The organism is Anaerotruncus massiliensis (ex Togo et al. 2026) (assembly GCF_900199635.1).
Taxonomy (GTDB): domain Bacteria; phylum Bacillota; class Clostridia; order Oscillospirales; family Ruminococcaceae; genus Anaerotruncus; species Anaerotruncus massiliensis.
Window position 1 is genome coordinate 1,996,815 of sequence record NZ_LT962687.1, and the last position, 24,332, is coordinate 2,021,146.

The window sequence follows — 24,332 nt, forward strand, 5'->3', positions numbered from 1 at the left end:
GAGCGGATTTACCTGGAGTAGTCGTAGAAGCCCTTGCCGGTCTTGCGGCCGAGCGTGCCGCCGCGGACCATCTTGCGGAGCAGCGGATGCGGGCGGTATTTCGGATCGCCGAACTCGTTGTAGAGCACTTCCATGATCGCGAGGCAGACGTCCAGGCCGATCAGGTCGCCGAGCGCGAGCGGGCCCATCGGGTGGTTCGCGCCGAGCTGCATGGCGGAGTCGATGCCCTCGACCGACGCGACGCCCTCGGCGTAGATGCCGATCGCCTCGTTGATCATCGGGATGAGGATGCGGTTGACGACGAAGCCGGGGGCCTCCTTGACTTCAACCGGGGTCTTGCCAATCTCCTTGGAGATGGCGACGATCTTTTCGACCGTCTCGGGCGCGGTGTGCAGGCCAGCGGTGACCTCGACCAGCTTCATGACGGGCGCGGGGTTGAAGAAGTGCATGCCCACGATCGCGCGGTCAAGCCCCTGGGACATCTCGGTCAGCGAGAGGGAGGAGGTGTTGGACGCGAAGATCGCGTCCTTCCTGCAGATCGTCTGCAGCTTCGCGAAGAGCTCCTTCTTGAGGTCCATCTTCTCGAGCGCCGCCTCGACGACCAGGTCGCAGTCGGCCACCTTGTCGTTGAGCCCGGTGGTGATCTTCGCCAGGATCGCGTCCGCCTTCTCCTGCTCCATCTTGCCCTTGGAGACGAGCTTGGTGAGGGATTTCTCGATCTTCTTCTTGCCGCCCGCGGCAAATTCCTCGGTGATGTCGCAGAGCACGACCTCGTAGCCGTCAGTGACCGCGAATGCCTGCGCGATGCCGGAACCCATCGTTCCCGCGCCGATAACGCCAACTTTCATTTCAGTTACCTCCATATGTAAATATCAGGATCACATTACCTGTTCTCGAACGGGGCGGGCTTCTCCTTCGCCACAAACGCCTTCATCGCGTTCTGCTGGTCCTGCGTCTCGAAGCAGCTGCCAAACAGTTCCTCCTCGATCGCGACGCCCTCGTCGATCGAGACCTGCAGGCCGTCGTTGATCGCCTTCTTGGTGGCGCGCACCGCGATCGGCGCGTTGCGGGCGATCTTCTCGGCCAGCTTCATCGCCTCGTCCATCAGGCTTTCCAGCGGGACGACGGCGTTGACGAGCCCGAGCGCGAGCGCCTCGGGGGCCTTCACCTTGCTCGTGGTGTAGAGGAGCTCCTTGGCCTTGCCCACGCCGATCGTGCGGGCCAGCCGCTGGGTGCCGCCGAAGCCGGCGGTGATGCCGAGCGAAACCTCCGGCTGCGCGAACACCGCGTTTTCCGAAGCGATGCGGATGTCGCAGCTCATGGCCAGCTCGCAGCCGCCGCCGAGCGCGAAGCCGTTGACCGCCGCGATGACCGGCACGGGCAGCGTCTCAATCTTGCGGAAGATGTCGTTGCCCTTCTTGCCGAACGCCTTGCCCTCGGCCTTGGTGAGCCCGGACATCTCGGCGATGTCCGCGCCCGCGACGAACGCCTTCTCCCCCGCGCCGGTGATGATGACGCAGCGGGTCGCGTCCACGTCGATCGCGTCGACGACCTTCTCGAGATCGCCGAGCACCTCGCTGTTCAGCGCGTTGAGCGCCTTGGGCTTGTCGATGGTGATTACGCCGACGAAGCCCCTCTGTTCGTAGGTGACGTAACTCAAGTTTTTGCCTCCGTTCCTGTGTGTATTTTCGCTTTTGTACAGCTTTCAGGCACCCGGAGACCCGGATGCCTGAAACTGATTTTCCCTGTTACTGGATATTTTCGACAACCGTCGAGCAGCCCATGCCGCCGCCGATGCAGAGGGTCGCGAGTCCCAGCTTGGAGCCGCGCTTCTTCATCTCGTGCAGCAGGGTGACGAGGATGCGGCAGCCGGAGGCGCCCACCGGGTGGCCCAGCGCGAGCGCGCCGCCGTTGACGTTGACCTTGGAGGCGTCCCAGCCGAGCTCGATGCCCACGGCCAGCGACTGCGCGGCAAACGCCTCGTTCGCCTCGATGAGGTCCATCTGGTCGATCGTGAGGCCGGTCTTGTCAAACAGCTTCTTGGTGGAGAAGGCGGGTCCGATGCCCATGATGGAGGGATCGACGCCCGCGGTCGCGCCGGCGACCCATTTGGCCATCGGTTTGATGCCGAGCTCCTTGGCCTTGTCGGCGCTCATGACGACGATCGCGGCGGCGCCGTCGTTGATACCCGAGGCGTTCGCGGCGGTCACCGTGCCGCCCTCCTTAAAGGCCGGGCGCAGCTTGGCGATGCCCTCGGCGGTCACGCCGTCGCGGGGGAACTCGTCGGTATCGAAGAGGACGGTCTCCTTCTTGACCTTGATGGGGACCGGGACGATCTCGTCCTTGAACCTGCCGGCCTTGCGGGCGGCCTCGCATTTCTGCTGGCTGGACGCGGCGAACTCGTCCTGCATCTCGCGGGTGACGCCGTATTTCTCGGCGACGTTCTCCGCGGTGATGCCCATATGATAGTTATTGAAAGCGTCCCAGAGGGAATCCTTGATCATGCAGTCGATCAGCTTGCCGTCGTTCATGCGGTAGCCATAGCGCGCCTTGTCGAGCGCGAAGGGGGTCGCGGACATGTTCTCCATGCCGCCGGCGACGATGATGTCCGCCTCGCCCGAAGCGATCATCGCGGCCGCGAGGTTGACGCACTTGAGGCCGGAGCCGCAGACGATGTTCAGCGTCTGCGCGGGGACCTCGATGGGAAGGCCGGCCTTGAGGGCGGCCTGGCGCGCGACGTTCTGGCCCTGCGCGGCCTGGAGCACGCAGCCCATAAAGACTTCGTCAACCTGCTCGGGTTTCACGCCCGCGCGGTTGAGGGCTTCCTTAATCACGATAGCACCGAGCTGCGCGGCGGGGACACCCGTGAGGGAACCGCCCATTTTGCCGATTGCGGTGCGGCAGGCACCGGCCAATACGATTTCCTTTGACATGTTGACGCCTCCGATTTTTCTTGAAATTCTCAGGTTTCGGGCCGGACCGGCCCTTCGATTATCAGTATACTACAAGGGTTTTGAAATTGCTATATTTTTAACAAACTTTTCACGATTTTTATGAGTTTGTCTAAATCTCCCCCCTCGCCCGAAACCGCTTTTATGCACTTTTGAAACAAACGCTCCAAAGGCCCCTGTTCATGCGGGTTTGAAAGGGAAATTCAGGTCATTCCCTGCGCTTAAAAAGCGTGAGCTCCACCGTGTCGGCGCCGATCTCCAGCCTGCGGCAGTCGACCATCTGCCCGATCAGGTGCAGCTCGCTGTCCTGCCCCAGCCCGCTCACTCCCGCGAGCTGCCAGAAGAACTCCTCGAGCCCCTCGTTTTTCTCCGCCTGGTTGAGGAACCGGTCGAGGTCGTTCACCTTCTTGCTCTCCGCCGGGTCGTACCGGCTTTTGAGCGAGAGCTCGTAACCGTCCTCCAGCTTGCGCAAATCCATCTGCACCCCGTCCGAGCCGACGCTGAAAAAGAACACGATCAGCTCGTCGATCACTTTCGTCATCTTTCTGGCTGTAGCTTCCGTAACGATTCCTCCCGTTATTCCCGGTCCCGGCGCAGCGCCTCGATGAGCGGCACCAGCACAATGCACACGAGCCCCGCCGAAAAACCGTTGTTGTAGAGATTGAGGCCCCCGTGCAGGAAGCCGGTGTTGAGCACCACCGAGGCGTGGATCACGCCCGCGGCGATCCCCCATTTCCAGCCGAACTGCCCCGCGATGGGGGCGAGCCCCGTCGCAAAGAGGGCCGCCAGCAAAACGTTGGGCTCGCTCAGCGACCACACCATGAAAAAGGAGCTGATCACCACGCCGAGCACGACGGGGATGATGTTCTTGAGATGCTTGCCGAACGCGCCGAACCCGCAGATCGTAAAGACGCCGCCGATGGTCGGCCCGTTGAGGTCGCCGCCCACCACCAGCACGTAGACGGTGGCGGCCGCGCCGATGATTCCCATGTTTATGAGCGTCACGGGCAGGCCGTCGAGCTGGACGAAGTCGGCCACGAGGCGGCCCGAATGACGGGTGATGCGCGCGACGTTCCGGAAGCTGCGCCCGTTCCACCAGAAGCCCGCCAGCACCATCAGGGCGAACAGACCGAACAGGAAGGCGGCGAGCGGCAGGTTGTTTCCGGTGCTCCACGCGAGGCGCGCCTCGAAGGTGTGCCCGAAGGATTTGAAAAAGGAGGCGAGCACCATGCCGATCAGCCCCGCCGTAAAGCCGACGTTATAGAGGTTGTAGCCCTGGTGCACCCGCAGTGTGAAGGAGGCGACGGCGGGCAGCAGAAAGCCGACGGCCACGCCGATGCCGACCCCGAGCAGGTACCAGAGCAGCTTGTCCCGTTCGCGGCCGACGGTGACGATCTCCGAGACCACGGGCGCGAGCGCCGTGCCGAAGAGGGAGATGTAGACGTAGCGGCCGAAATGCTCCCGCTTATAGCGGGAATAGAGCCATCCGCCGAAAATGATCGGGAAGATGTTCCAGACGTCCTTGCCGAAGAGGGAGAACCCGGCCATTAAAAAGAGGCTCGCCACGCTGATGCCCGAAAAGTTCATCCGGACGGCGCGCAGGATGCCGATCGACAGCAGCGTCACCAGGCCCGCGTTGACAAACGCGGCCCCCATGCCGCCGACGCTGATCGAGTCGGTGATCAGCCCCGCCTGGGTGCGGATGATCTTCCAGATGCCCGAAACGACGCCCGCGGGCGTGTCCCACAGCAGCCCGAAGCCGATCAGCGCCAGCGCGAAGGCGGTCATCGCCCAAAAGAGATAGCGTCCCTGCCGCTCCGGACGATAGGTCAGCAATCGGTCCAAACCCTTCTCCCTCCATCTCCGGTGTCTCAGCTCATTTTAACATACGCGTGCCGGTGGAAAGGCGAATATTCTGTAAATTTTCACGTCCGCCGGACGAATTCCGCCCGGCATCGCGGGCAGGTGATGCAGATCCTCCCCTTCCCGCGCGGCACCCGTACCTTCTGCCCGCAGGAGGGGCAGCGGAAACGCCGGTGGGTCCGCGCGTCCCGCAGGGCGTCCGCCCAGGAGGAAAAGCGGCGCGCCAGCGGCCGCCACAGCGCCATAAAACGTCGGTTCTCCTCATAGCGGCGCCCCGCGTCCCGCGAGAAAAAACGCAGGAAAAAGACCGCCAGCAGCACAAACGCCAGCGTCCAGAAGAGCCGATACCCCGTCGCGCGGCGCAGGGCCATCGAAACCGCCGCGCCGGCCAGCAGCGCCCAGCCCAGCCCGTCGAGCCCCCGCCTGCCCGGCATCATCCGCCGAAACCAGTCCATCCGGTGATCATCCTTTCCGAAGTAATCCTATTTTGCAGTGTAACATGTCCCGGCTTTCGTTGCAAGGACCGCCCGGGCGATGAAAAAATGCGTCCTTTCCAGAATTTCGATCATAAACTCTGGCCTTTTTTATAAAGATATGGTAATATTATGACAGCTGTTTTGTCCGGACCGCGGTCCGGACGTTTTCCTGGAAGGGAGGAAATCCGATGAACGATCTGGAGACGCGCGCCGCCGAATTCGTGCGCGGCGTCTGGCACGACTACCTGGAGGCCCGCGATTATTCCGGGATCATCCGGTCTTTTGACGAGGAGGTCACCTGGATCGGCACCGGCGAGGGGGAGCTCTGCCTCAGCCTCGGCGACGCCGTGCGGATGCTCGGCGCGGAGTCCCAGGAGTGGAGCGGGCATTTTTCCATCGTCGGCGAGGATTACCGCGCCCGGCAGCTCTCCGACGATCTCTTCCTCACCTTCGGCACCATCCGCGCGCGGGAGGAGAGCGGCGGGCAGGACCGCGTCGTCGCGGACCTCAACACCCGGTTTTCGGGGGTCTGCCGCCTGCGGGACGGAAATTTCTCCGTGCTGCACCTGCACCACTCGGCGCCCGACCGCTACCAGCGGGAGGGCGAGTTCTTCGCCAAGAGCCTCACCGAGCAGAGCAACGCCCTGCTCAAGAAGAAGATCGCGGAAAAAACCGCCGAGCTCGAACGGCTCAACGACGAGCGCAGGGCCGACGAGACCCGCTACCGCTTCGCGCTCGAGGCCACGAGCGACCTTGTGTTTGAATACAACGCCTCCAACGGGCTGGTCACCGCCAACAGCGCCCTTTACCTCGGCGGCAAGGACCCGGCGGGGTTCCTGCCGGACGACGATTTCCCCCACGTGTACCCTGAGGACCGCGACCGCCTCCGCGAAAGCCTGTCGTCCGAGCGGGTCCGCCAGGCCTTCGACGATGGAGAGACCGCCCTCTCGGCCGAATACCGCACCCTCGACGGCGAAGGGCACTACACCTGGGTGCGCATCACCCTTGTCCCCATCCGCGGCTCCGACGGGAAGTACCGGCGGCTGATCGGCAGCATCAAGGACATCGACCGGGACAAGCGCCGGGAGCAGGAGTTCAAGGACCAGTCGCGGCGCGATCCGCTGACCGGGCTCTACAACAGGCGCTACACCGAGGTCATGGTCAACCGCTTCCTCGAAAAGAGCGGCCCCGCCGCCTCGGGCGCCCTCTTCATCATCGACATCGACGACTTCAAGGCGGTCAACGACCACCTCGGTCACCTGCTCGGCGACGCCGTGCTGCGCGACGTCTCGGAGCGGATCACCCAGCTGTTCCGGTCCACCGACATCGTCGGGCGGATCGGCGGGGACGAGTTCGTCGTCTTCCTCAAGGGCGCGGACGACGAGGAGGTCATCGGCGAAAAGGCCGGGGCGGTCCTCAACGCCTTCCGCAGCACCCTCGCCGGGCACAACGCCGGGCACGCGATCTCGGGCAGCATCGGCATCGCCCTCTGCCCGCGCGACGGCGGCGACTACCGCGCCCTCTTCGAGAAGGCGGACAGCGCCCTTTACAGCGCCAAAAAGCTCGGCAAGGACCGCTGCCAGTTCTACGACGGCGGCGGCGACCCCTTCCTCCCGCCCGGCACGCGGCGCGGGGAGGAACCGGACGCCGGGCGCAAATCCTTCACAGAGCATATCGCGGAATACATCTTCCAAATCCTCTACGACTCGGACGACATCAACAAGGCGGTAAACGCGATCCTCGCGATCGTGGGGCGGCATTTCGACGTGAGCCGCGCCTACATATTCGAGAACACCGAGGACGGGCTCGCCTGCAACAACACCTTTGAATGGTGCAACGAGGGCGTATCCCCCCAGATCGACAATCTCCAGCGGGTCCCCTATTCCCTGATCGGCGACTATGCCGCCAACTTCAATGAGGACGGGGTCTTCTACTGCGACGACATCTCCCGGCTCACCGTGAAGGGGCTCCACGACGCTCTCGCGGTCCAGAATATCCATTCGATGCTCCAATGCGCCCTCAAAAACGACGGCGTGTTTTCGGGGTACGTCGGCTTCGACGAATGCAGCGCCCAGCGATTCTGGACGCAGGAGGAGATCGACACCCTCACCTTCATCTCCAAAATCCTCAGCACCTTCCTGATCAAATGGCGCACGCAGGAAAAGCTGGCCGAGTCCTTCCGGGTCACCCGCGCGGTGCTCGACCATCAGAACCTGTGGACCTACGTCATCGGCGGGGACCACCGGCTGCTCTACATCAACCGGAAGACCCTCGAGCTGGTGCCCGGGGCCAAGGTCGGCGCGTGCTGCTACGAGGCCTTCTGGGGAAACCGCGCGCCCTGCCCGCAATGCCCGATGCGCGAGATGGACCGCACCGGCGCGGGAAGCTGCACGATGGAGCTCCACAACACCCAGCTGTCCGTCTGGACGAGCGCCACCGCCTCCCGCATGACCTGGGTCGACGGGCAGAGCGTCTGCCTTATGTCCTGCGTGGACATCACCGCCTACAAGGAGCCCGGCCGTTCCTGAGCGGAAACCGGTATCAAAAAGGGACGCCCGCGGGCGTCCCTTTTCTGTCATGCCTGTTTTTTGCGCGCCCGGCGGAGCAGGTCGGCCAGCGTCAGGTCGGACGGCGCGTGCTCCCGGAAGCCCTCCCCCGAAATCTCTCCCGCGTCCCCCACGATCACGAACGCGTTCGGGTCGATCGACCGCACGATGTCGCCCACCTTGCACACCTCATAGCGGCGCACCGCGCAGAGGAGCAGCTCCCCCTCCCGGCCGCTGTAGCCGCCCCGCGACTTGAGGAAGGTCACCCCGCGGTCGAGGTCGCCGAGGATCTGGCGCGCGATCTCCTCGTTTCTGTCCGAGATGATGTAGAGCATCTTTCCCGTGCCCACGTCGGTGCCGTAGAGCACCGTGTCGATCAGCTTGGTCGCGACGAAGATGACGATCAGCGCGTACATCGCGCTCTCAAGGCTGCGGTAGACGATCCCCGACAGGGCGACGATGAGGATGTCGATGCACATCATGAGCTTTGCCATCGAGATGTGGCGGAAATGCCGGCCGAGCAGGCGCGCGATCAGGTCGGTGCCGCCCGTCGTGCCGCCGCGCATGAAGATGAGCGAGAGCGCGAAGCCCTCCGCCACCCCGCCGAACACCGCCGCGAGGATTTCGTTGCCGAGATAGGGCCGGATCACAAGGCTCATCAGGTCGATGGCCGCTGAGGACAGCAGCGTCGCCGCGACCGTCTTGACCACGAGCTTGTAGCCCACCGATGATACCGCCCACACGAACAGCGGGATGTTCATCAGGAAGATCACCGTGCCGATCGGCGTGCCGAACAGGTAGTTGACCAGGGTCGAAAGGCCCGTCAGCCCGCCCGGCGCGATATGGTTGGGCGCGGTGAACATATTGACCGACACCCCGTAAAGCAGGCTGCCCGCCGAAAAAAAGGCCAGGTCGGTCAGCCGTTCCCCCCAGGCGCTCTTCGCCCTCAACATGGCGCTTCCCCCTTTCATCCGTACCGTATTATTCTACCCGGATTTTTGGGAAATGTGAAGTTCCGCCTGATAATGCGCAAAAGCCCCGCCGGACGGCGGGGCTTTTCGCCCGGAAAAACGGTCAGTTCGAAAGCAGCGCGGCGAGCGTGTCGGTCAGCTCCTTCAGGAGCGCCGCGTCGTTGGCGGTGTAGCAGAGGTCGTAGCCGATGCTGTCCACCGAAATCCAGATTTCGCTCTTTCCGTCGGTAAGGCTGTTCGGAATCTGGAGCGCGTAATAGTCCTTTTTGCCGTCCTCAAAGCTCATGGAAATCCGGTAGGCGCCGTCCGTCCGCGCCTTTTCCATCCCGTCCCCATTGAACCGCCGAACCGTGCCGACTTTGACGTTTTTCAGCTTGGCGCAGAGGTCCAGGATCTTGTCGCGCTGCGCCTGGGACGCGGCGGAATCGTAGGAGGCGCTCCTTTCTATGACCACGTCGCCGTCCCATGCGGCACCCGAAAGCTCCGCCTTCGTGACGCGGTAGGGGTTCATGTAGCCGAGCCACTCGATGTTCGCCGGGTATGTCTGCTGGCAGCGGGACATTGCGGCATAGAGGCCGTCAAGCTGTCTGCCGCTCGCCTGCCAGCCGCCGTCCGACTGGAGGACGCCGTCCTCATAGCACCAGTAGTTGCAGCGGTCGCCGTTCGTCATCAGCACGGTCAGCAGCCGCAGACCGTCCTCCTCGCCGCGCTCCTTTCTCATGGGCGCGACGGTAAGCGCGTTCAGCGCGCTGATGATCCCGGCGCGGTCGTTCTGGTTCGTGACGGCGTAGCTGACGTGCAGCTCGCGGTTGATGACCTGGATGTCCTGCACCTGTTCGATGTCATGGTTGAAGCTCGTGTCCTTCACCGCGCCCGTGTCGGCGGCGACGGGGACGGCGAGGGCGGAGACGAGCAGCGCGGCCGCGAGCAGGGATGCGAGGGTGGATTTGAGATGCTCTAACATGGTGACGCCTTCTTTCTTAAATGTAAAAATATTACTTATTTTATATAATTTACCATTCACAAGGGCAAAAACGGTTCCCCCGTCGTGATAACGAGCCGGGTGGAGCTCCCCGCGCGGGCGGCGGGAACGCCGCCCGCGCGGAAGGTGTGCGCTTACGCCGCGGCGTATTTTGTAAGCGCGTCGGCCAGCGCATCCAGCGTCCCGTCGCCGGTGGTCTCATAGGCGAGATGGTAGCCCGGGATGCTGCTGACGAGGATTTCGATCGACCCGTCGAGGTAGACGGTGACCGTGTATTCCACGACGCCGTCCTCGAAGTTCAGAACGGTCTGGAAGAGCGGGGTGGAGTCGTGAGCCGCTCCGGGCGCGAGCGTCTCGGTGGAGGAGGGCTTGACCGTCACCGCCTTGAGCAGCGCGGCGACCTCCATGATCGCCTCCCGCTGCTGCTCCGAGGTCAGCGCGCGGTACTGCCCGTGCGTGCCTTCCGAGAGGTCGTCGACCGCCATCCCGGTGATGCGGTAGGGGTTCATATAGCCGAGCCACTCGGCGGTGGCGCGGTTTTGACCGTAGGTCTCCTTCTCGATCTCGTAGAAGCTGTCGTAGAGGTCCCGCAGCCGGGAGGCGTCGGCAAGCGGCGTCTCCCCCTCCATCAGCAGGTTGCTGTGGCACCAGAAGTCGTATTTCGTCCCGTCGAGCAGCCGGACCTGCAGAAGGCGCAGGCCCGCCTCGTCTGGCGTGACCGAAAGGTCCTCCTGCGGGGTCAGGGAGTTGAGCCGCGCGAGCACCGCGCCGCACCGTTCGCCCGTCACCGGACAGCAGGTGCGGCTCTCCCGGTCGATGAGGTTCACCTCCATGACCTCGTCGTAGGGGATGCGCAGGCAGGGCGGGTTCCCCTCGATGAGGGGCGGAAGGTCCGCCGCGCGGGAGGCCGCTTCCTGCGCGGAAGGCGCGGCGGGGGCGGAAACCTGCGGCGCGGGGGATTCGGCGGGGGTCTCCACGCGCTCCGCCGGGGCGAGCAGGCCGAGCGCATAGGCGCGCAGCGCGGACACGTCCGCCTTGTAGACGTAGACGGTGCTCTTGTCCGCGAGCTTGGGCGCCGTGCCGCTCAGGCGGACGCTGTCCGCCCGCAGGGAAACGGCGACCTGCTTTCCGTCCTTGCGCGTGATCACGATCTCCACCGGCTCCGACTCCCGGTCGGTGCTCTCCCAGCCGAGGGTGAGCTCCTGGAGCCCGCCGATCACCTCGCCGTAGCCGTCGGGCGGGATCTCCGCCTCGGGGGAGTCGCCGAACTCCCCGTAACGGACCCACATCTCGGCCACGTCCTTCTCCCGCAGCGAGCCGAGCACGCTGTAGGTGAGCTTCATGTCCGCGGCCACGTCCTCCGGCACCTCCGCGCCGGGAAGGTCCGCGGCAGAACCGGACGGCGCGGTCTGCGCGGGGGAAATCTGCGGGTTGGTGAGGAAAACAACCGCGAGACCCGCGACGACCGCCGCCGCGATGATCGTTAGAATGACCGTGTTTTTCCTGACGTGCATGATCGATTTGACCCTTTCCTTGAGCGCGCACTCCCCGAAGGCGAGGAATCCTCCCGCGAAGGCGCTGCGGCTTCGTTCCGCCATGTTCACGAGGCTGTAGGCGTAGGCTTTCCGGTCGGTTTCCGGCCGCCGCACGACCGCCTCGTCGCAGGACGCCTCCATGTCGGTGACGTACCAGCGGTAGAAGAGCCAGACGAGCGGATTGAACCAGTGGAGATAGAGCGCGAAGGTGGCCAGCGCCTTCCAGAGGTTGTCGTGCCGGCGGATGTGGGTGAGCTCGTGGGTGACGACGTGCGCCACGTCCTCCTCCTCGACGAGGCCCGAGAGCACCAGCCGGGGCCGGACGAGCCCGCAGACGACCGGGCTTGGAAAGAGGTCGCTCACATAGAGCCGCACCCGGTCCGGCCGCACCCCCACTCGGTTAAAAATCTCGTCGATCGCGGGGGTGTGCGGGAGCCGGCGCGCGCGCCGCAGGCGGTGCATCGTATAGAGGTAGCAGAAGAGGCTGTAGAGGAGCAGGAGCGCCGCGCCGCAAAGCCAGATAGACGACAGGATCGCGGTCAGCGGGACCTTCGCCGGGGCGACCACCGGGCGTTCGGCGGGGGCGTCCGACCCCGTCCCCCGCGGGGTCTGCAAGGTCGGGAAGTCGACCGCCGCGCCGGGGTCCTCCACAAACCGGAGGGCGGCGCGCCGTCCCGTCTCGACAGTGCGCGCGGCGGGGATGGCGTTGAAGGCGCTCACCGGCGATGGCACCGAAAAGGGAACCAGCAGCCGTACGAGCACGAGCCCCCACAGCAGGCAGAAGGTCCAGCGGGGCAGCCTCCCTTTGAGGAGCGCCCGCAGCAGCAGCACCGCCGCGCCGAGCACCGACGCCGCCAGCGACATATTCACCAGGCGCAAAAACAGGTCTTCCATAGCTTCCTCCCGCCGCTGCGTATTTTTTCAGGCGCGGCTGCCGCCCCACTCCACCACGGTGAAGCCCCGGCGGGCAAAGCCGCCCTCAAGCTCCTGCGCCCGGATGGGACGCGGCGCGTCCAGCCCCCGGTAGACCATGTGCACCCGCAGCAGGCTGTCGGGCGCGGGAGAGATCTCCATCGGGGCGAGCCGCTCGTACTGTTCTGTGGAAAAAGTGATGAGATTGCAGGCGTTTTGCTGCATCTCGGGCAGCCAGTAGTCGAGAAATTCCGCCGTTTCACCGGCGTTCAGGCCCAGAAGGGCGAGCTTTTCGCGCAGAAACCGTTCGGTGTCCGCGCCAGCCACGCAAAATCCCTCGGAAAAGTCCCAGTCGACCGGCGTGTTCCCCTCCCAGAAGAGGTAGGGGTAACTCCTCCCGTCCGCCCTGTCCACGAGGGCGCCGCCCGGATGGGCGGTGACCTCCCAGCCGTCCCGGTAGGCGGGGATCGTCTCGCTGAAGCTCCCGCGGTAATCGACCCTCACCGACACGTCCGTCGGCCGCTCGGGATAGAGGTAGACGACCGGCTTGCCGGTCAGCGGGAGCATCTTTCCCGCCGCGATGTCGTCCAGCTCCCGCAGCGTCGTGTCCTCGTGCTTGAGCGGGTAGCGCAGCGCGTGGTCCATGTCGCTCGCCGCGACCAGCAGGGCGGTTTCGTTCACCTCGACGCGGTAACGGATGCCGGTGGCAAAGTCGATGTCGATCCGCGCGGCCCCCTCGAGACGGCTCTCCCTGCCGACCCGTTCGGCGCTGCCCGGCCTGACCGAGATGTCCAGCCCCGAAAGCGCCCAGTCGAACCGTTCGTCGTCAGGCAGGTAGACGGTTTCGCTTTCGCCGTCCGACGAGCGGAAGGCGATTCCCGTCACGCGGGATTTCCGGATGACCCTGAGCCAGCTCGGGAACCAGAGTCCCTCGCCCATGCGAACCCGCTCGAGCCCGATGAGCTCGGCGTAGGCCTTCGGGTCGACGCGGTAGCGGACCGGTTCCCCCGCGTCGGCGGCTGGGAGCGATTTCGCGACCTCCAGCCCCTCGGTATAGAAGGTGTAGGTATATTTCGTGTCGTCCTCCAGTTCGAGGATCAGAACGTCGAAGTCGGAGAGGCGCTCCCCGATCTCATCGGCGGGCTCCGGTTCGAGCTTTTGGAGGTGGAAGGGCGTCTCCCAGCTGCTCCCCACGGCCACCTGGTCGGAATAGCGGTAGACCGAGCCGCCGTTCACCCGCACGCCGCCGCACAGGAACACCCCGGAATCGGGGCCGGCGGTGAAGTTGAAGCCGTCCGGAAGCGCGACGGCGGGAGCGGCGGGCGGGGTCGAGACCGCCTCGGCGGAGGGAACGCTCCCGGCGGGCGGCGCCTCTTCCGGGGCGCTCTCCGGCGCGGGCGCGGGCTCCGGCTTTGGCGCGGGCGGCGCGGCTTCCGGTTCGCCCGGCAGCTCCATAGAGGAGACGGGCGGCGCCGGTTCCCGGGCGGGCTCCCCGCCGCAGGCGGCGAGGGAACCCGCCAGCGCGGCCGCCAGCAGGGCGGCAAGCAGGCGTTTCATCGTTCCTCCCCCTCGTCGATCAGGCGCCTGATCTTCGCAAGCTCGTCGTCCGAGAGCTCCTCGTTCTCCACGAAGGCGGAGAGGAAGTTTGCCGGCGAGCCGCCGAACAGCCGGTCGATCAGCCCGCGCGTCTCCGCGCGCTGGACCTCGCCGCGCTTTAAAAGGGGAACGCAGACGAAGTTCGGCTCCTCCCGCCTGAGGTAGTCCTTCTCGATCAGGGCTTTGAGGATCGTGTAGGTGGTGTTCTTGTTCCAGCCGTAGCGCGCGGCGGCCTCGAGCGCGACCTCCTTGGCGGGGAGCTGCCCCTTCTCCCACAGGACGTTCATGATCCGCGTCTCGGAATTGTTGAGTTTGATCTGGTCGTTCATGCCGTTCCTCCGTCAGACGATGTTTATAGTCTGTTCTATGGTTATAGTATAGCACCTTCCCGGCGCTTGTCAAGACTATATTTATAGTCTTATGCAAATTCTTTCTTTTTCTTTGGAAATCCGGCGGGATATGCTATACTGTAGGTACCTATTTTGAAACAGGAGGGACCGCTATGCGTCCATATGAAAAACTGCTTCGCTGCTACGACTGCTTCCGGGAAAAGATCGATTTTCAGCCGCTCATCGGCATGACCCTCGGCTCGGGGCTCGGCGACTACGCCGACGGGATTGAAATCACCGCCACCCTCGACTACCGCGACATCGAGGGCTTCCCCGTCTCCACCGCCCAGGGCCACCGGGGCCGGTTCGTCTTCGGCTATGTGGAGGGGGTCCCCGTCGTCGTCATGCAGGGACGCATCCACTACTATGAGGGCTACGACATCACCGACGTGGTGCTCCCCACCCGCCTGATGGGGCTCATGGGGGTGAAGGCGCTCTTCCTCACCAACGCCTCGGGCGGGCTCAACCCCGACTACGGCCCGGGTGAATTCATGCTCATCTCCGACCACATCGCCGACTTCGTCCCCTCCCCCCTCATCGGGCCGAACATCGACGAGCTCGGCACCCGCTTCCCCGACATGACCGACCTCTACAGCGCCCGCCTGCGAAAGGTCGTCCGCGGCGCCGCGAAGGAGCTGGCGATCCCGCTGCGCGAGGGGGTCTACGTCCAGCTCACCGGTCCCAACTTCGAGACGCCGGCCGAGGTGCGCATGTGTCGCATCCTCGGCGGCGACGCCGTCGGCATGAGCACCGCTGTCGAGGCGGTGGCCGCCCGCCACATGGGGATCGAAACCTGCGGCATCTCGCTCGTCACCAACCCCGGTGCGGGCCTCTCCCCCCAGCCCCTCTCCCACATCGAGGTGCAGGAGGCCGCCGACCGCGCGGCCCCGCTCTTTAAACAGCTTGTCACCGCGTCGGTCAGGGGGATCGCCGAGGTGATCGGCTGAACCCGGATGAAAGGCAGGTGCGCGATGGACAGGCTGGTTCAATCGATCGATAACGTGCGGCTGACGGACGCGGAGGACGCGGTCGTCATCCTCGACCAGTCGCTGCTGCCGGGCAGGACGGAATACCGCGTCCTTTCCGACGCCGAAAGCCTCCGCGAGGCGATTTTTTCCCTGCGGGTGCGGGGCGCGCCCGCCATCGGCATCTGTGCGGGCTACGGCATGTACCTGCTCGCGCGGCGGATCAAAACGGAGAGCGTCCCGGAATTTCTCGCAAAGCTCCGGGCCTGTAAGGACTACCTCGACGCGGCCCGTCCCACGGCGGTCAACCTGAGCTGGGCGACCGCGCGGATGGTCCGCCGCGCCGGGGAGAACGCCGAAAAGCCGGTCCCGGAGATCGTCCGGCTCCTCGGGGAGGAGTGCCGCCGCATTCAGGCGGAGGACGCGGAGATGTGCCGCGCGATCTCGGAGCACGGCCTTACGCTCCTCCGCGACGGCGACGGGGTGCTCACCCACTGCAACGCCGGGCCGCTCGCGACCTCCCGCTACGGGACGGCGCTCGGGCCGCTGCTGCTCGGGACGGAGCGCGGGATGCGCTTTCGCGTCTTTGCCGACGAGACCCGCCCGCTGCTTCAGGGCGCGCGGCTCACCACCTATGAGCTCTCCCGCGCGGGGGTCGACGTGACCCTCATCTGCGACAATATGGCGAGCATCGTCATGAAAAACGGATGGGTGAACGCCTGCTTCGTCGGGTGCGACCGGGTGGCCGCCAACGGCGACGCCGCCAACAAGATCGGCACGAGCGGGGTGGCCATCCTCGCCCGGCACTATGGGATCCCCTTCTATGTGCTCGGTCCGACCTCGACGATCGACCGCTCCTGCAAGACGGGCGCGGAGATCGAAATCGAGCTGCGCGACCCGGAGGAGATCCGCTCGAAATTTTACCGCGAGCCGATGGCGCCCGAAGGCGTCAGGTGCTACAACCCCGCCTTCGACGTGACCGACCACAGCCTCATCACCGGCATCGTGACCGAGCGCGGCGTCTGCCGCCCGCCCTATACCGAAAGCCTCGCCGCGCTCTTTTCCGGCGGGGACGACCACAAGGAGGGATCGTATGAACATCCGGTTTTATAACGCGCGCATCCTCACGATGGAGGAGGGCGCGGGCGTCACCGAGGGGGAGCTCTGGGTGAAGGGGAACCGCATCGCCCCCGCCGGCCCGCCGGACGGCACCGTCTGGGACCGGGAAATCGACGCGCGGGGCAACCTGCTCCTGCCCGGCTTCAAGAACGCGCACACCCACTCGGGGATGACCTTCCTGCGCTCCTACGCGGACGACCAGCCGCTCCACGACTGGCTCCAGGAGTGCTTCCCGATGGAGGCGAAGCTCCGGCCGGGCGACGTCTACGACCTGACGCGGCTGGCGATCATGGAATACCTGACGAGCGGCGTCACCGCCAACTTCGATATGTACATGTTCCCCGACGAGATCGCGAAGGCCGCCGCCGACTGCGGCTTCCGCACCGTGCTCTGCGGCTGCGTCAACAACTTCACCTACAACCTGCCCTTCATGGAGAAATGCTGGGACGAGTACAACCGCTATGACGAGCTCGTCTCCTTTATCCTCGGCTTCCACGCCGAGTACACCTGCTCCCGGGAGCTGCTCGAGGGGATGGCGGCGCTCGCCCACAAGTATGAAGCCCCCGTCTTCACCCACAATTCCGAAACCCGCCTCGAGGTGGACGGCTGCCTCGAGCGGTGGGGCATGACCCCGACCGCCTTCCTCGACAGCCTCGGAATGTTCGACTACGGCGGCGGCGGATACCACGGTGTCTACTTAAACGACGCCGACCTCGAAATCTTCCGCCGCCGGGGGCTGTGGATGGTGACCAACCCCGGCTCCAACGTCAAGCTCGCCAGCGGCATCGCCCCTCTCCAAAAGATGCTGGACGCGGGCGTCAATCTCGCGCTCGGCACCGACGGCCCGGCCAGCAACAACTGCCTCGACTTCTTCCGCGAGATGTTCCTCGCCACCGGGCTGCAAAAGCTCCGGGAGAACGACGCGTCCGCCATGCCCGCCGACCGCGTGCTCGAGATGGCGACGGTGGGCGGCGCGCGGGCGATGGGCCTTTCGGACTGCGACACCCTCGCGCCCGGGAAATGCGCCGACCTCGTCATGCTCGACCTGCACCAGCCCAACATGCAGCCGCTCAACAACATCGCCAAAAACGTTGTCTACAGCGGCAGCAAGCAGAACGTGAAGCTCACGATGGTGAACGGCCGCATCCTCTACGAGGACGGGCAGTTCCACATCGGCGCGGACCCGGAGGAGGTCTACCGCCGGTGCAACGAAATCATCGACGCGAAACGGTAGCAATTATAAAAAATGGAGCCGCGAACCCTCTCCCGGGTTTACGGCTCCTTCTTTTTGGGGAAATCCCCAAACACCTTTCGGTTATACAAACTTTAATATGTCGTTCGGCGCGCACTCCAAAATCTCACAGAGCCGCTCCAGCGTAAATACAGTGATTCCCCTGTTGTGTTTCAGGTTGTTCACGGTTCTTGGATTGACGCCGTACCTGTGGATCAGGGCATAGGTCGTGATTCCCTTGGATTCCATCGTTTTCCATAATGGCTCGTAGCTTACCACGTCCTTCCCCTCCTTCCACAAACGATTTACTTTAGTATTGTGGATTGGAAAAGTTTTTGAAATACTGAAAAATGTATCTATACTTATTGCTTAGTCCTGCTAATTTCCTCCATCTTTGAATGCGGGGTGGACGAAGATCATTTTTTCGGTGGGCTTTCAGGCCGCGTTCGCGAGAGGCGGAATCATTTGCAGCAAGGGCCGGAAAACAGGCCCGCCGCATCCGCGCAGAACGCAAAAAGGACCCGTTGCAGAAAGAAACTGCAACGGGCCCTTTTTATGTAGTTCAGCCGAGGTTCAGCCTGGTGTCGACCGTCGTCTCCGCCAGGACGCGGCCGTCGCGGATGACGGTCCGGCGCGGCGGGCAGAGGCGGATGGCGTCGCGCGCGTCGCGCGCGTCGATGATGAGCAGGTTGGCGCGGCAGCCGGGCTCGAGGCCGTAGCCGGGAATCTTGAGGATCTTGTTCGCATCGCCGGTCACCATGTCGTAGAGCTTCTCGATCTCGCCGGGCAGGCTCATCTGCGCGGCGTGCGCCACGACGTTGGCCACCTGGAGCATGTCGGCGCTGCCATAGGGGTAGAAGGTGTCCTTGACGCAGTCCTGGCCGAAGGAGACGTTCACGCCCGCCGCGAGCAGCTCCTTGACGCGGGTGATGCCGCGGCGGATCGGCTGCTTGTCGAGGCGGCCCTGGAGCATCAGGTTGGTGACCGGGTTGGTGATCACGTTGATGCCCGCGCGCTTCACCTTCTCGATGACATAGCCCGCGTAGTGGTCGTCGTAGGCGGCCAGCGCGCAGGTGTGGCCCGCCGTGACGGTGCCCGGCGCGAAGCCGCGCGCGATCGCCTCGTCGGCGATCATCTCGAGCGTGCGGTAGAAGGGATCGTCCGTCTCGTCGACGTGCATGTCGATCTCGGCGCCGTATTTCTCCGCGATGTCGAAGCAGAGCTTGACATGCGCGCGGCTGTCGTCGGGCGAATTCTCGTTGGCGGGCATGCCGCCCACGATGTCGGCGCCCGCCTCCATCGCCTCCCACATCAGCTTGTCGCAGCCGGGGTCCTTGACGATGCCCTCCTGCGGGAAGGCGACGATCTGGATGTCGATGACGTCCTGATACTTCTCCCGCAGCGCCACGACGCCCTCGAGGGGACGCAGGCCGCCGATCGTGTCCACGTCGACATGGGTGCGGATCGCGAGGGTGCCGTTTTTGATCGCCTTGAGCACCACGTCCTCCGAACGGGTGACGATGTCCTCGACGGTGTAGACGCGCTTCTGGTCCCAGAGGATCTCGATCGCTTCCTTGAGGGTCCCGCTCACGTTGGGGCGCACCACGTCGAAGACGTTCACCTTGTCGAGGTGGATGTGCGGATCGATGAGCGAGGGCGTCACGAGGCATCCGGTCGCGTCGATCGTCCGGTCGGCGGCGGCGTCGATGCGCCCGCCGACGCGGCTGATCTTCCCTTCTTCGATCAGGATGTCGGCAGGCTCTTTCCGCCCGCGCAGGATGGCGTTTTGAATCAGCAGCTTCATTAAATCTCTCCCGCTTTCATAAAAAATTCTACACGGTTTGCTTGACAAGGCTCATGAAACATGATACATTGTTGTTACAAAAAATATATCATGTTCCACTTCGTTTGTCTAGTGTCTGCTCAATTTTTTGTCAGAATTGACTATAAATTGGGAGAGCAAAATGGAAGATTATTCCTATTTGGCATCCTTTCATGTTACATAGTTTCACGACCACTGCTTTGCGGCGGCGAGATATCAAACCATAAAGGAGGAGGAGCAAATGATCATTGGAAGCAGCCATGGTGTCGGCGGCAAGGTGGAGACCGAGGTCCTGAGCGTTGTGTGTGCGCAGATGGAACCGATTCACGCCGACTGCATGGAGGAAGTCAACCAGAACATCGACACCGTCATCCAGTTCATGGAGACGGGCGCGCGCGGATTTCCGGGTTACGACCTGTTCGTAACGCCCGAGTTCGCCGTGCAGGGGATGCATCCGACCAAGCGCCTAAACGTGGTGCTCACGCTCGACTCGCCCGAGGTCGGGCGTCTCAAGGAGGCGTGCGCGCGCCTGCGCGTGTGGGGCATCTTCAGCGTCATCCTGAAGCTCGACGGGCACGACAGCCCGGGCAACTGCGCGATCATGATCAACGACCAGGGCGAGGTCGTGCACCGCTACGTCAAGATGAACCCGTGGATCCCCACCGAACGGCACTATCCCGGCTGGGAGTGCCCCGTCACGCCCGGACCCAAGGGCTCGAAGATCGCGACCATCGTCTGCGCGGACGGCGACTATCCCGAGATCTGGCGCGAAGCGGCCTACAACGGCGCGAACATCATCGTGCGCCCCACCCACTACATGAGCCCCTGGGAGAACGGCTGGGACATCACCAACAAGATGGGCGCCTACTGCAACCAGTGCTATGTGGTGGCCGTCAACTGCGTGGGCGTCGAGGCGGCCTGCTCCGCGTTCGGCAAGAGCATGATCGTCGCGCCCGACGGCAACGTCATCACCCAGGCGCCGGCGGGCGTCCCCTACCTGGTCAAGGCAGACCTCTATCCGGGTCTGGTGGATAAGCTGCACGAGAGCAGCGTCACCAATACCTTCCTCTATTCCTTCCGTCACCGGGGCGCCTCCTGCCGCGACCTGGGCGGAAAGGGCGAACAGCGCAACCAGTACAACGCCTACGATTTCGGAGGTGAAGGAAAATGAGTTACATGCGTGAAATCCCCTACCTGCTCACCGGGCACTACGTGGCGATCGCCATGCGCCCCATCACCTTCCCCGCGACCAAGGCGGAGATCATCGAAAAGGTGGGCGGCGAGCCCATCCGCACCTCCCCCGACGGCTACACCCCCTTCCGGGAGCTGCTGGCGAAGGTGCCCCTCGACGAATTTTCCTGCGCCGCGGAATTTTACTGCGCGTTCAACGCGAGCTGATGAAAGAAGGAGGCAGTATCCATGAGTGACAACGTCAACACCTCGGCCGCCACCCAGGAGCCGGTTTTCGTCTCCCCGAGCGACCTTTCGGTAAACTTCACCAAAAAGCAGATGGTGTTCCTCGGCCTGCAAAACACCGTGGCCATGAGCGGCGTCATCATCGTCCCCATCCTCTGCGGACTCAACGTGTCGGTCACCCTCTTCTGCGCGGGCATCGGCACACTGATCTACCAGTTCGTCGACAAGGGCATCGTCCCGGCCTTCCTGGGCGGTTCCTTTGCCTTTATCGCCCCGCTGACGGTCATCATCAGCGAAATGGGCGTCCCCTACGCGCAGGGCGGACTGATCTTCGTCATGTGCTTCTATTTCCTCTTCGCCCTGCTCTTAAAGCTGCTGGGCACCGAGCGGATCCATAAGGTCTTCCCGCCCGTCATCACCGGCCCGATCATCATGGTCCTCGGCCTCTGCCTCGCGAACGTCGGCGTCTCGTCGGCTTCCGAGCACTGGATCGTCGCGCTGCTGACCTTCGGCATCGCCATCGTGGTCAACATCTTCGGCAAGGGCCTCACCAAGATCCTCACCATCGTGCTCGCGCTGGTCGGCGGCTACCTCATCTCGATCCCCTTCGGCCTCGTCGATTTCTCCGGCGTGCTGGCCGCGCCCTGGTTCGGCGTCCCCAACTTCACCCTCCCGAAATTCGACGTGCGCGCGATCATCATGATCGCCCCGGCCGCCATCGTCCCCTGCATCGAGCATATCGGCGACGTCATCGCGGTCGGCACCACCGTCGGCAAGGACTTCACCAAAAACCCGGGCCTGCCCCGCTCCCTCTTCGCCTGCGGCTGCGCCACCTGCGTGTCCGCCTGCCTGGGCGGCCCGTCCCTCACCATCCACAGCGAGAACACCGGCGTGCTCGCCGTCACCCGCATCTACTCCCCCTTCGTCGTGCGCTGCGGCGCGGTGTGGATGGCGCTCTTCGCCTTCGTGCCCAAGTTTGAGGCGCTCTGCCGTTCGATCCCCAATCCGGTCATCGGCGGCGTGGGCATCCTGCTCTACGGCATGGTCACGAGCGTCGGCGTGCGCACCGTCGTGGAAAACCGCGTCGACTTCTCCAAGCCCAAGAACCTGATCGTCGCCAGCGCCATCCTCATCCTCGCGGTCGGCGGCGCGACCTTCACCTTCCCGGGCGGCATCAGCCTCGGCGGCATGGCCATCGCGGCCATCGCGGGCATCATCCTCAACCTCGTGCTCCCCAACAAGAGCGCGGAGGAGCGTGCCGAGGAAGCCAAGGCAAAGGAAGCCGCGAAAGCGGAATAACCCGACCGACCCCTTTCCTGAAATAGAATGCGGCCCCGTCGGCGTCTGCCGGCGGGGCCGCATTGCTGTTACGGGATATTCAGGCCCGGGGGGCCTTTTTCAGCTTGAGGATGCCCTTGGGGCAGCGCTGGACGCACAGCCCGCAGCCGGTGCAGAGCGCCGGGTCGCATCGGACCCCGTCCTCCCCGAAGGTGAGCGCCTCGTACATGCAGCCGCGCACACACAGCCCGCAGTCGCGGTCGCCGCACGGCTCGGTCAGGCAGCTGACCGCTCGCATCCGCTCGATCTTCTCGTAGGGGGAGAGGGTCGGGAGCGCCGCGCCGATGATCTCGCCGTAGCTTTGGCAGCCGTGCGACTCCATCCAGCCCGCCAGACCCTTCACCGTCTCGGTGATCACGTCGTAGCCCTTGAGCATGATGACCGAGCCGAGCTGGGCGGTGGCCGCGCCGAGCATCATGAATTCGAGGATGTTCTCATAGGTTTCCACGCCGCCCACGCCGCAGATCTGGCAGTCGGTCATCTGGGAAAGGGTCGCGGTCGCCGCCAGCGAGACGGGACGGATGTGCTTGCCCGTGTAGCCGCCGTAGGTGGGCATCTTGGTCCGGCGGTTTTCAAGGTCGACGCCCGAGATCCCGCGCAGGCTTTCGATCGCGCTGATGGCCGACACCCCCGCGCGCTCGAGCGCGCGGATGTAGGCGGTCGAGGCGCTGATGTTGTGGGGCAGGCGCGCCATGACGGGGATCTTCACCGTGCCGGTCACGCATTTCGTCATTTCGTAGAGCTTTTCGGGACGCATGTTGATCTCCTCGAGCATCGCGTCCATCGGCGCGAAGAGGTCGAGCTGGAGCGCGTCCGCCCCCAGCCGCTCCGCGCGGCGCGCGATGTAGGCGAGCTCCGACGGGCTCGACCCGCGGATGCTGCAGATGAGGAAGCTCCCCTTCTTGTGGATGCGCTCGACCTGCTCCTCCCACTCCTCGAGGGGCCGGTGCCCGTAGAGGGAGATGTTGAGCAGCTCCTCGTTTTCATAGTAGACCCGCGGCCCGAACAGGGCGGATTCCTCCATGACGATCGTCTCGGTGATGACCGCCGCCGCGCCCGCGTCGATGCACTTCTGGATGCTGCGCGCGTCCCCGGCCCACGGCCCCGCGGCCACGATGACCGCGTTCTTAAGCGGCAGGCCCATAAAATCCAGCTTGTATTCCAACTTCCTCACCTCGCTATTCAAACAGCGTATTGATCGGTTTGCGGTTGCCGCACGAGTTCCGGACCTTCAGCTTGGGCAGCAGCACGATCTCCTGCGGCGTACCGTCAAGCAGGCTCTCGTCGTCGATCAGATCAAAAAGCATACGTGCCGCGACCATGCCGAGGCGGTGGGTCGGCTGCTCGACGGTGGTCAGCTCGGGGGTGACCACCCCCGCGACCGGCGAATCGGTGAAGCCCGTCACCGCAATCTGCCCGGGCACCCCGACCCCGTTCTCCTGCAGCGCCTTCATCAGCCCGAGCGCGAGCTCGTCGCTCGAAGCGAACACCGCGTCCGGCCGCTCCCCGGCGAGCACCTCCCGCGCGGCGTCGTAGCCCGCGCGGATCGAGCCGCCCTCGGCGTGCAGCACCCGGTCGCCGCCCGGCCCGGTCATCAGCTCCCGCCGCGCACGGCAGAGCCCCTCCCACATGCGCGCCTCAATGTTGGGCGAGCCCGCCTCGCAGAGGAGCAGGAACTTCTGGTGTCCCAGCTCGAGCAGGTGGCGCACCATCCGGTAGCCGCCCTCCTCGTAGTTGATGTAGCAGGCGTTATGCCGGGGCGCGGCCTCGCTCCGCCCCACCAGCACAAAGGGCACCCGCCTGCGCTGCAGGTCGGCGGCGTCCTCGGCGGAGAGGGTGTTCGTGTAGATGACGAGCCCTCGCATCCGCTGTTCGAGCGCGCCCGCGATCGCCTGCCGTTCCCGGTCGGGGCCGCCCTTGGTGCTGCAGAGGTAGACCGCGTGCTCCCGCCGCGCCGCGACGCTCTCAATGCCCGCCATCAGGCGGATGGCCAGGTAGTCCTCCGCGTCGGGCACCAAAAGCCCGACCGCCTTGGGCTGCGCGCCCCCGCCCGCGTGGGGCGCCGGGCTGTAGCCGACCTTGCGCATCACGGCGAGCACCTGCTCCCGCGTCTCGGGCAGCACGACCTCCGGCCGGTTGATGACGCGCGAGACCGTCGCGATCGAAACGTTCGCGAGCTTTGCGATCTCCCTGACATTCATGGCGCCACCTCCCGTCCTG

The 24,332-nt window shown here is 64.5% G+C and carries 22 protein-coding genes; 7 read left to right on the top strand and 15 right to left on the bottom strand.

Annotated features, from left to right (window positions below):
- Positions 1-8: 8 nt before the first annotated feature.
- The 6 genes from C1A13_RS09880 to C1A13_RS09905 all read right to left on the bottom strand — a co-directional run bounded on the left by C1A13_RS09880 (position 9) and on the right by C1A13_RS09905 (position 5,269).
- A complete protein-coding gene (locus C1A13_RS09880) occupies positions 9-848 on the bottom strand; it encodes a 3-hydroxybutyryl-CoA dehydrogenase (RefSeq protein ID WP_101551561.1) in 840 nt (279 codons plus the stop codon).
- 35 nt (positions 849-883) lie between these two features.
- Entirely contained in the window at positions 884-1,660 is a 777-nt protein-coding gene (locus C1A13_RS09885) for an enoyl-CoA hydratase-related protein (protein ID WP_101551563.1), read from the bottom strand.
- An 88-nt stretch (positions 1,661-1,748) separates the two neighbouring features.
- Positions 1,749-2,933, bottom strand: coding sequence for an acetyl-CoA C-acetyltransferase (locus C1A13_RS09890; RefSeq protein ID WP_101551565.1), 1,185 nt, complete (start codon positions 2,931-2,933; stop codon positions 1,749-1,751).
- Positions 2,934-3,159: 226 nt separating this feature from the next.
- Positions 3,160-3,492: a hypothetical protein gene (locus C1A13_RS09895; protein WP_101551566.1), complete on the bottom strand. Its 333-nt coding sequence runs from the start codon at positions 3,490-3,492 to the stop codon at positions 3,160-3,162.
- Positions 3,493-3,527: 35 nt separating this feature from the next.
- Positions 3,528-4,796, bottom strand: coding sequence for a DUF1576 domain-containing protein (locus C1A13_RS09900; RefSeq protein ID WP_242970850.1), 1,269 nt, complete (start codon positions 4,794-4,796; stop codon positions 3,528-3,530).
- Positions 4,797-4,876: 80 nt separating this feature from the next.
- On the bottom strand, positions 4,877-5,269 hold the full coding sequence (locus tag C1A13_RS09905; protein WP_101551569.1) for a hypothetical protein: 393 nt from the start codon (positions 5,267-5,269) through the stop codon (positions 4,877-4,879).
- A gap of 209 nt (positions 5,270-5,478) precedes the next feature.
- Between C1A13_RS09905 and C1A13_RS09910 the strand changes: the two genes are divergently transcribed.
- A complete protein-coding gene (locus tag C1A13_RS09910; protein WP_101551571.1) occupies positions 5,479-7,818 on the top strand; it encodes a diguanylate cyclase domain-containing protein in 2,340 nt (779 codons plus the stop codon).
- A 47-nt stretch (positions 7,819-7,865) separates the two neighbouring features.
- Here C1A13_RS09910 and C1A13_RS09915 read toward each other — a convergent pair whose 3' ends face one another.
- The 5 genes from C1A13_RS09915 to C1A13_RS09935 form a co-directional block, all read right to left on the bottom strand.
- Positions 7,866-8,789, bottom strand: coding sequence for a YitT family protein (locus C1A13_RS09915; protein WP_101551574.1), 924 nt, complete (start codon positions 8,787-8,789; stop codon positions 7,866-7,868).
- A gap of 121 nt (positions 8,790-8,910) precedes the next feature.
- Complete coding sequence (locus C1A13_RS09920; protein WP_101551576.1) at positions 8,911-9,771, bottom strand: hypothetical protein; 861 nt, start codon at positions 9,769-9,771, stop codon at positions 8,911-8,913.
- 152 nt (positions 9,772-9,923) lie between these two features.
- On the bottom strand, positions 9,924-12,218 hold the full coding sequence (locus C1A13_RS09925) for a M56 family metallopeptidase (protein ID WP_101551578.1): 2,295 nt from the start codon (positions 12,216-12,218) through the stop codon (positions 9,924-9,926).
- A 27-nt stretch (positions 12,219-12,245) separates the two neighbouring features.
- Positions 12,246-13,793, bottom strand: a complete 1,548-nt coding sequence (locus C1A13_RS09930; RefSeq protein WP_101551580.1) for a hypothetical protein — start codon at positions 13,791-13,793, stop codon at positions 12,246-12,248.
- Positions 13,790-14,161, bottom strand: coding sequence for a BlaI/MecI/CopY family transcriptional regulator (locus C1A13_RS09935; RefSeq protein ID WP_101551582.1), 372 nt, complete (start codon positions 14,159-14,161; stop codon positions 13,790-13,792). The genes C1A13_RS09930 and C1A13_RS09935 overlap by 4 nt, the downstream gene beginning before the upstream one ends.
- Before the next feature lie 173 nt (positions 14,162-14,334).
- On the opposite strand from C1A13_RS09935, the gene C1A13_RS09940 reads away from it, so the two are divergent.
- The 3 genes from C1A13_RS09940 to C1A13_RS09950 are packed head-to-tail and all read left to right on the top strand — an operon-like array spanning position 14,335 to position 17,539.
- A complete protein-coding gene (locus tag C1A13_RS09940) occupies positions 14,335-15,168 on the top strand; it encodes a purine-nucleoside phosphorylase (protein ID WP_101551584.1) in 834 nt (277 codons plus the stop codon).
- A gap of 24 nt (positions 15,169-15,192) precedes the next feature.
- On the top strand, positions 15,193-16,299 hold the full coding sequence (gene mtnA, locus C1A13_RS09945) for an S-methyl-5-thioribose-1-phosphate isomerase (RefSeq protein WP_242970851.1): 1,107 nt from the start codon (positions 15,193-15,195) through the stop codon (positions 16,297-16,299).
- Complete coding sequence (locus C1A13_RS09950; protein ID WP_101551588.1) at positions 16,280-17,539, top strand: amidohydrolase; 1,260 nt, start codon at positions 16,280-16,282, stop codon at positions 17,537-17,539. The genes mtnA and C1A13_RS09950 overlap by 20 nt, the downstream gene beginning before the upstream one ends.
- An 81-nt stretch (positions 17,540-17,620) precedes the next feature.
- Here C1A13_RS09950 and C1A13_RS09955 read toward each other — a convergent pair whose 3' ends face one another.
- Positions 17,621-17,815: a helix-turn-helix domain-containing protein gene (locus C1A13_RS09955; protein ID WP_101551590.1), complete on the bottom strand. Its 195-nt coding sequence runs from the start codon at positions 17,813-17,815 to the stop codon at positions 17,621-17,623.
- A gap of 283 nt (positions 17,816-18,098) precedes the next feature.
- Positions 18,099-19,340, bottom strand: a complete 1,242-nt coding sequence (locus C1A13_RS09960) for an amidohydrolase family protein (protein WP_101551592.1) — start codon at positions 19,338-19,340, stop codon at positions 18,099-18,101.
- Between the two features lie 259 nt (positions 19,341-19,599).
- Between C1A13_RS09960 and C1A13_RS09965 the strand changes: the two genes are divergently transcribed.
- The 3 genes from C1A13_RS09965 to C1A13_RS09975 are packed head-to-tail and all read left to right on the top strand — an operon-like array spanning position 19,600 to position 22,073.
- On the top strand, positions 19,600-20,529 hold the full coding sequence (locus tag C1A13_RS09965) for a nitrilase-related carbon-nitrogen hydrolase (RefSeq protein WP_101551594.1): 930 nt from the start codon (positions 19,600-19,602) through the stop codon (positions 20,527-20,529).
- Positions 20,526-20,756, top strand: a complete 231-nt coding sequence (locus C1A13_RS09970) for a hypothetical protein (RefSeq protein ID WP_101551596.1) — start codon at positions 20,526-20,528, stop codon at positions 20,754-20,756. The genes C1A13_RS09965 and C1A13_RS09970 overlap by 4 nt, the downstream gene beginning before the upstream one ends.
- Before the next feature lie 21 nt (positions 20,757-20,777).
- Positions 20,778-22,073 (top strand): uracil-xanthine permease family protein, encoded by a 1,296-nt coding sequence (locus C1A13_RS09975; protein ID WP_101551598.1) that lies wholly within the window; start codon positions 20,778-20,780, stop codon positions 22,071-22,073.
- A 79-nt stretch (positions 22,074-22,152) separates the two neighbouring features.
- Here C1A13_RS09975 and C1A13_RS09980 read toward each other — a convergent pair whose 3' ends face one another.
- Together C1A13_RS09980 and C1A13_RS09985 are read right to left on the bottom strand one after the other, a co-directional pair.
- Complete coding sequence (locus C1A13_RS09980) at positions 22,153-23,277, bottom strand: 4Fe-4S dicluster domain-containing protein (protein ID WP_101551600.1); 1,125 nt, start codon at positions 23,275-23,277, stop codon at positions 22,153-22,155.
- Between the two features lie 13 nt (positions 23,278-23,290).
- The gene (locus C1A13_RS09985; protein ID WP_172439244.1) at positions 23,291-24,313 is read right to left on the bottom strand and encodes a LacI family DNA-binding transcriptional regulator; all 1,023 of its coding nucleotides are present in this window, start codon (positions 24,311-24,313) and stop codon (positions 23,291-23,293) included.
- Between the last annotated feature and the right edge of the window lie 19 nt (positions 24,314-24,332).

Bases quoted from the DNA above. Each gene is read 5' to 3' on its own strand.
- mtnA (WP_242970851.1), top strand. From the start codon at position 15,193: ATGGACAGGCTGGTTCAATCGATCGATAACGTGCGGCTGACGGACGCG.
- C1A13_RS09970 (WP_101551596.1), top strand. From the start codon at position 20,526: ATGAGTTACATGCGTGAAATCCCCTACCTGCTCACCGGGCACTACGTG.
- C1A13_RS09930 (WP_101551580.1), bottom strand. From the start codon at position 13,793: ATGAAACGCCTGCTTGCCGCCCTGCTGGCGGCCGCGCTGGCGGGTTCC.
- C1A13_RS09915 (WP_101551574.1), bottom strand. From the start codon at position 8,789: ATGTTGAGGGCGAAGAGCGCCTGGGGGGAACGGCTGACCGACCTGGCC.
- C1A13_RS09985 (WP_172439244.1), bottom strand. From the start codon at position 24,313: ATGAATGTCAGGGAGATCGCAAAGCTCGCGAACGTTTCGATCGCGACG.
- C1A13_RS09940 (WP_101551584.1), top strand. From the start codon at position 14,335: ATGCGTCCATATGAAAAACTGCTTCGCTGCTACGACTGCTTCCGGGAA.
- C1A13_RS09890 (WP_101551565.1), bottom strand. From the start codon at position 2,933: ATGTCAAAGGAAATCGTATTGGCCGGTGCCTGCCGCACCGCAATCGGC.
- C1A13_RS09965 (WP_101551594.1), top strand. From the start codon at position 19,600: ATGATCATTGGAAGCAGCCATGGTGTCGGCGGCAAGGTGGAGACCGAG.
- C1A13_RS09910 (WP_101551571.1), top strand. From the start codon at position 5,479: ATGAACGATCTGGAGACGCGCGCCGCCGAATTCGTGCGCGGCGTCTGG.
- C1A13_RS09935 (WP_101551582.1), bottom strand. From the start codon at position 14,161: ATGAACGACCAGATCAAACTCAACAATTCCGAGACGCGGATCATGAAC.
- C1A13_RS09975 (WP_101551598.1), top strand. From the start codon at position 20,778: ATGAGTGACAACGTCAACACCTCGGCCGCCACCCAGGAGCCGGTTTTC.
- C1A13_RS09925 (WP_101551578.1), bottom strand. From the start codon at position 12,218: ATGGAAGACCTGTTTTTGCGCCTGGTGAATATGTCGCTGGCGGCGTCG.
- C1A13_RS09960 (WP_101551592.1), bottom strand. From the start codon at position 19,340: ATGAAGCTGCTGATTCAAAACGCCATCCTGCGCGGGCGGAAAGAGCCT.
- C1A13_RS09920 (WP_101551576.1), bottom strand. From the start codon at position 9,771: ATGTTAGAGCATCTCAAATCCACCCTCGCATCCCTGCTCGCGGCCGCG.
- C1A13_RS09905 (WP_101551569.1), bottom strand. From the start codon at position 5,269: ATGGACTGGTTTCGGCGGATGATGCCGGGCAGGCGGGGGCTCGACGGG.
- C1A13_RS09895 (WP_101551566.1), bottom strand. From the start codon at position 3,492: ATGACGAAAGTGATCGACGAGCTGATCGTGTTCTTTTTCAGCGTCGGC.
- C1A13_RS09950 (WP_101551588.1), top strand. From the start codon at position 16,280: ATGAACATCCGGTTTTATAACGCGCGCATCCTCACGATGGAGGAGGGC.
- C1A13_RS09880 (WP_101551561.1), bottom strand. From the start codon at position 848: ATGAAAGTTGGCGTTATCGGCGCGGGAACGATGGGTTCCGGCATCGCG.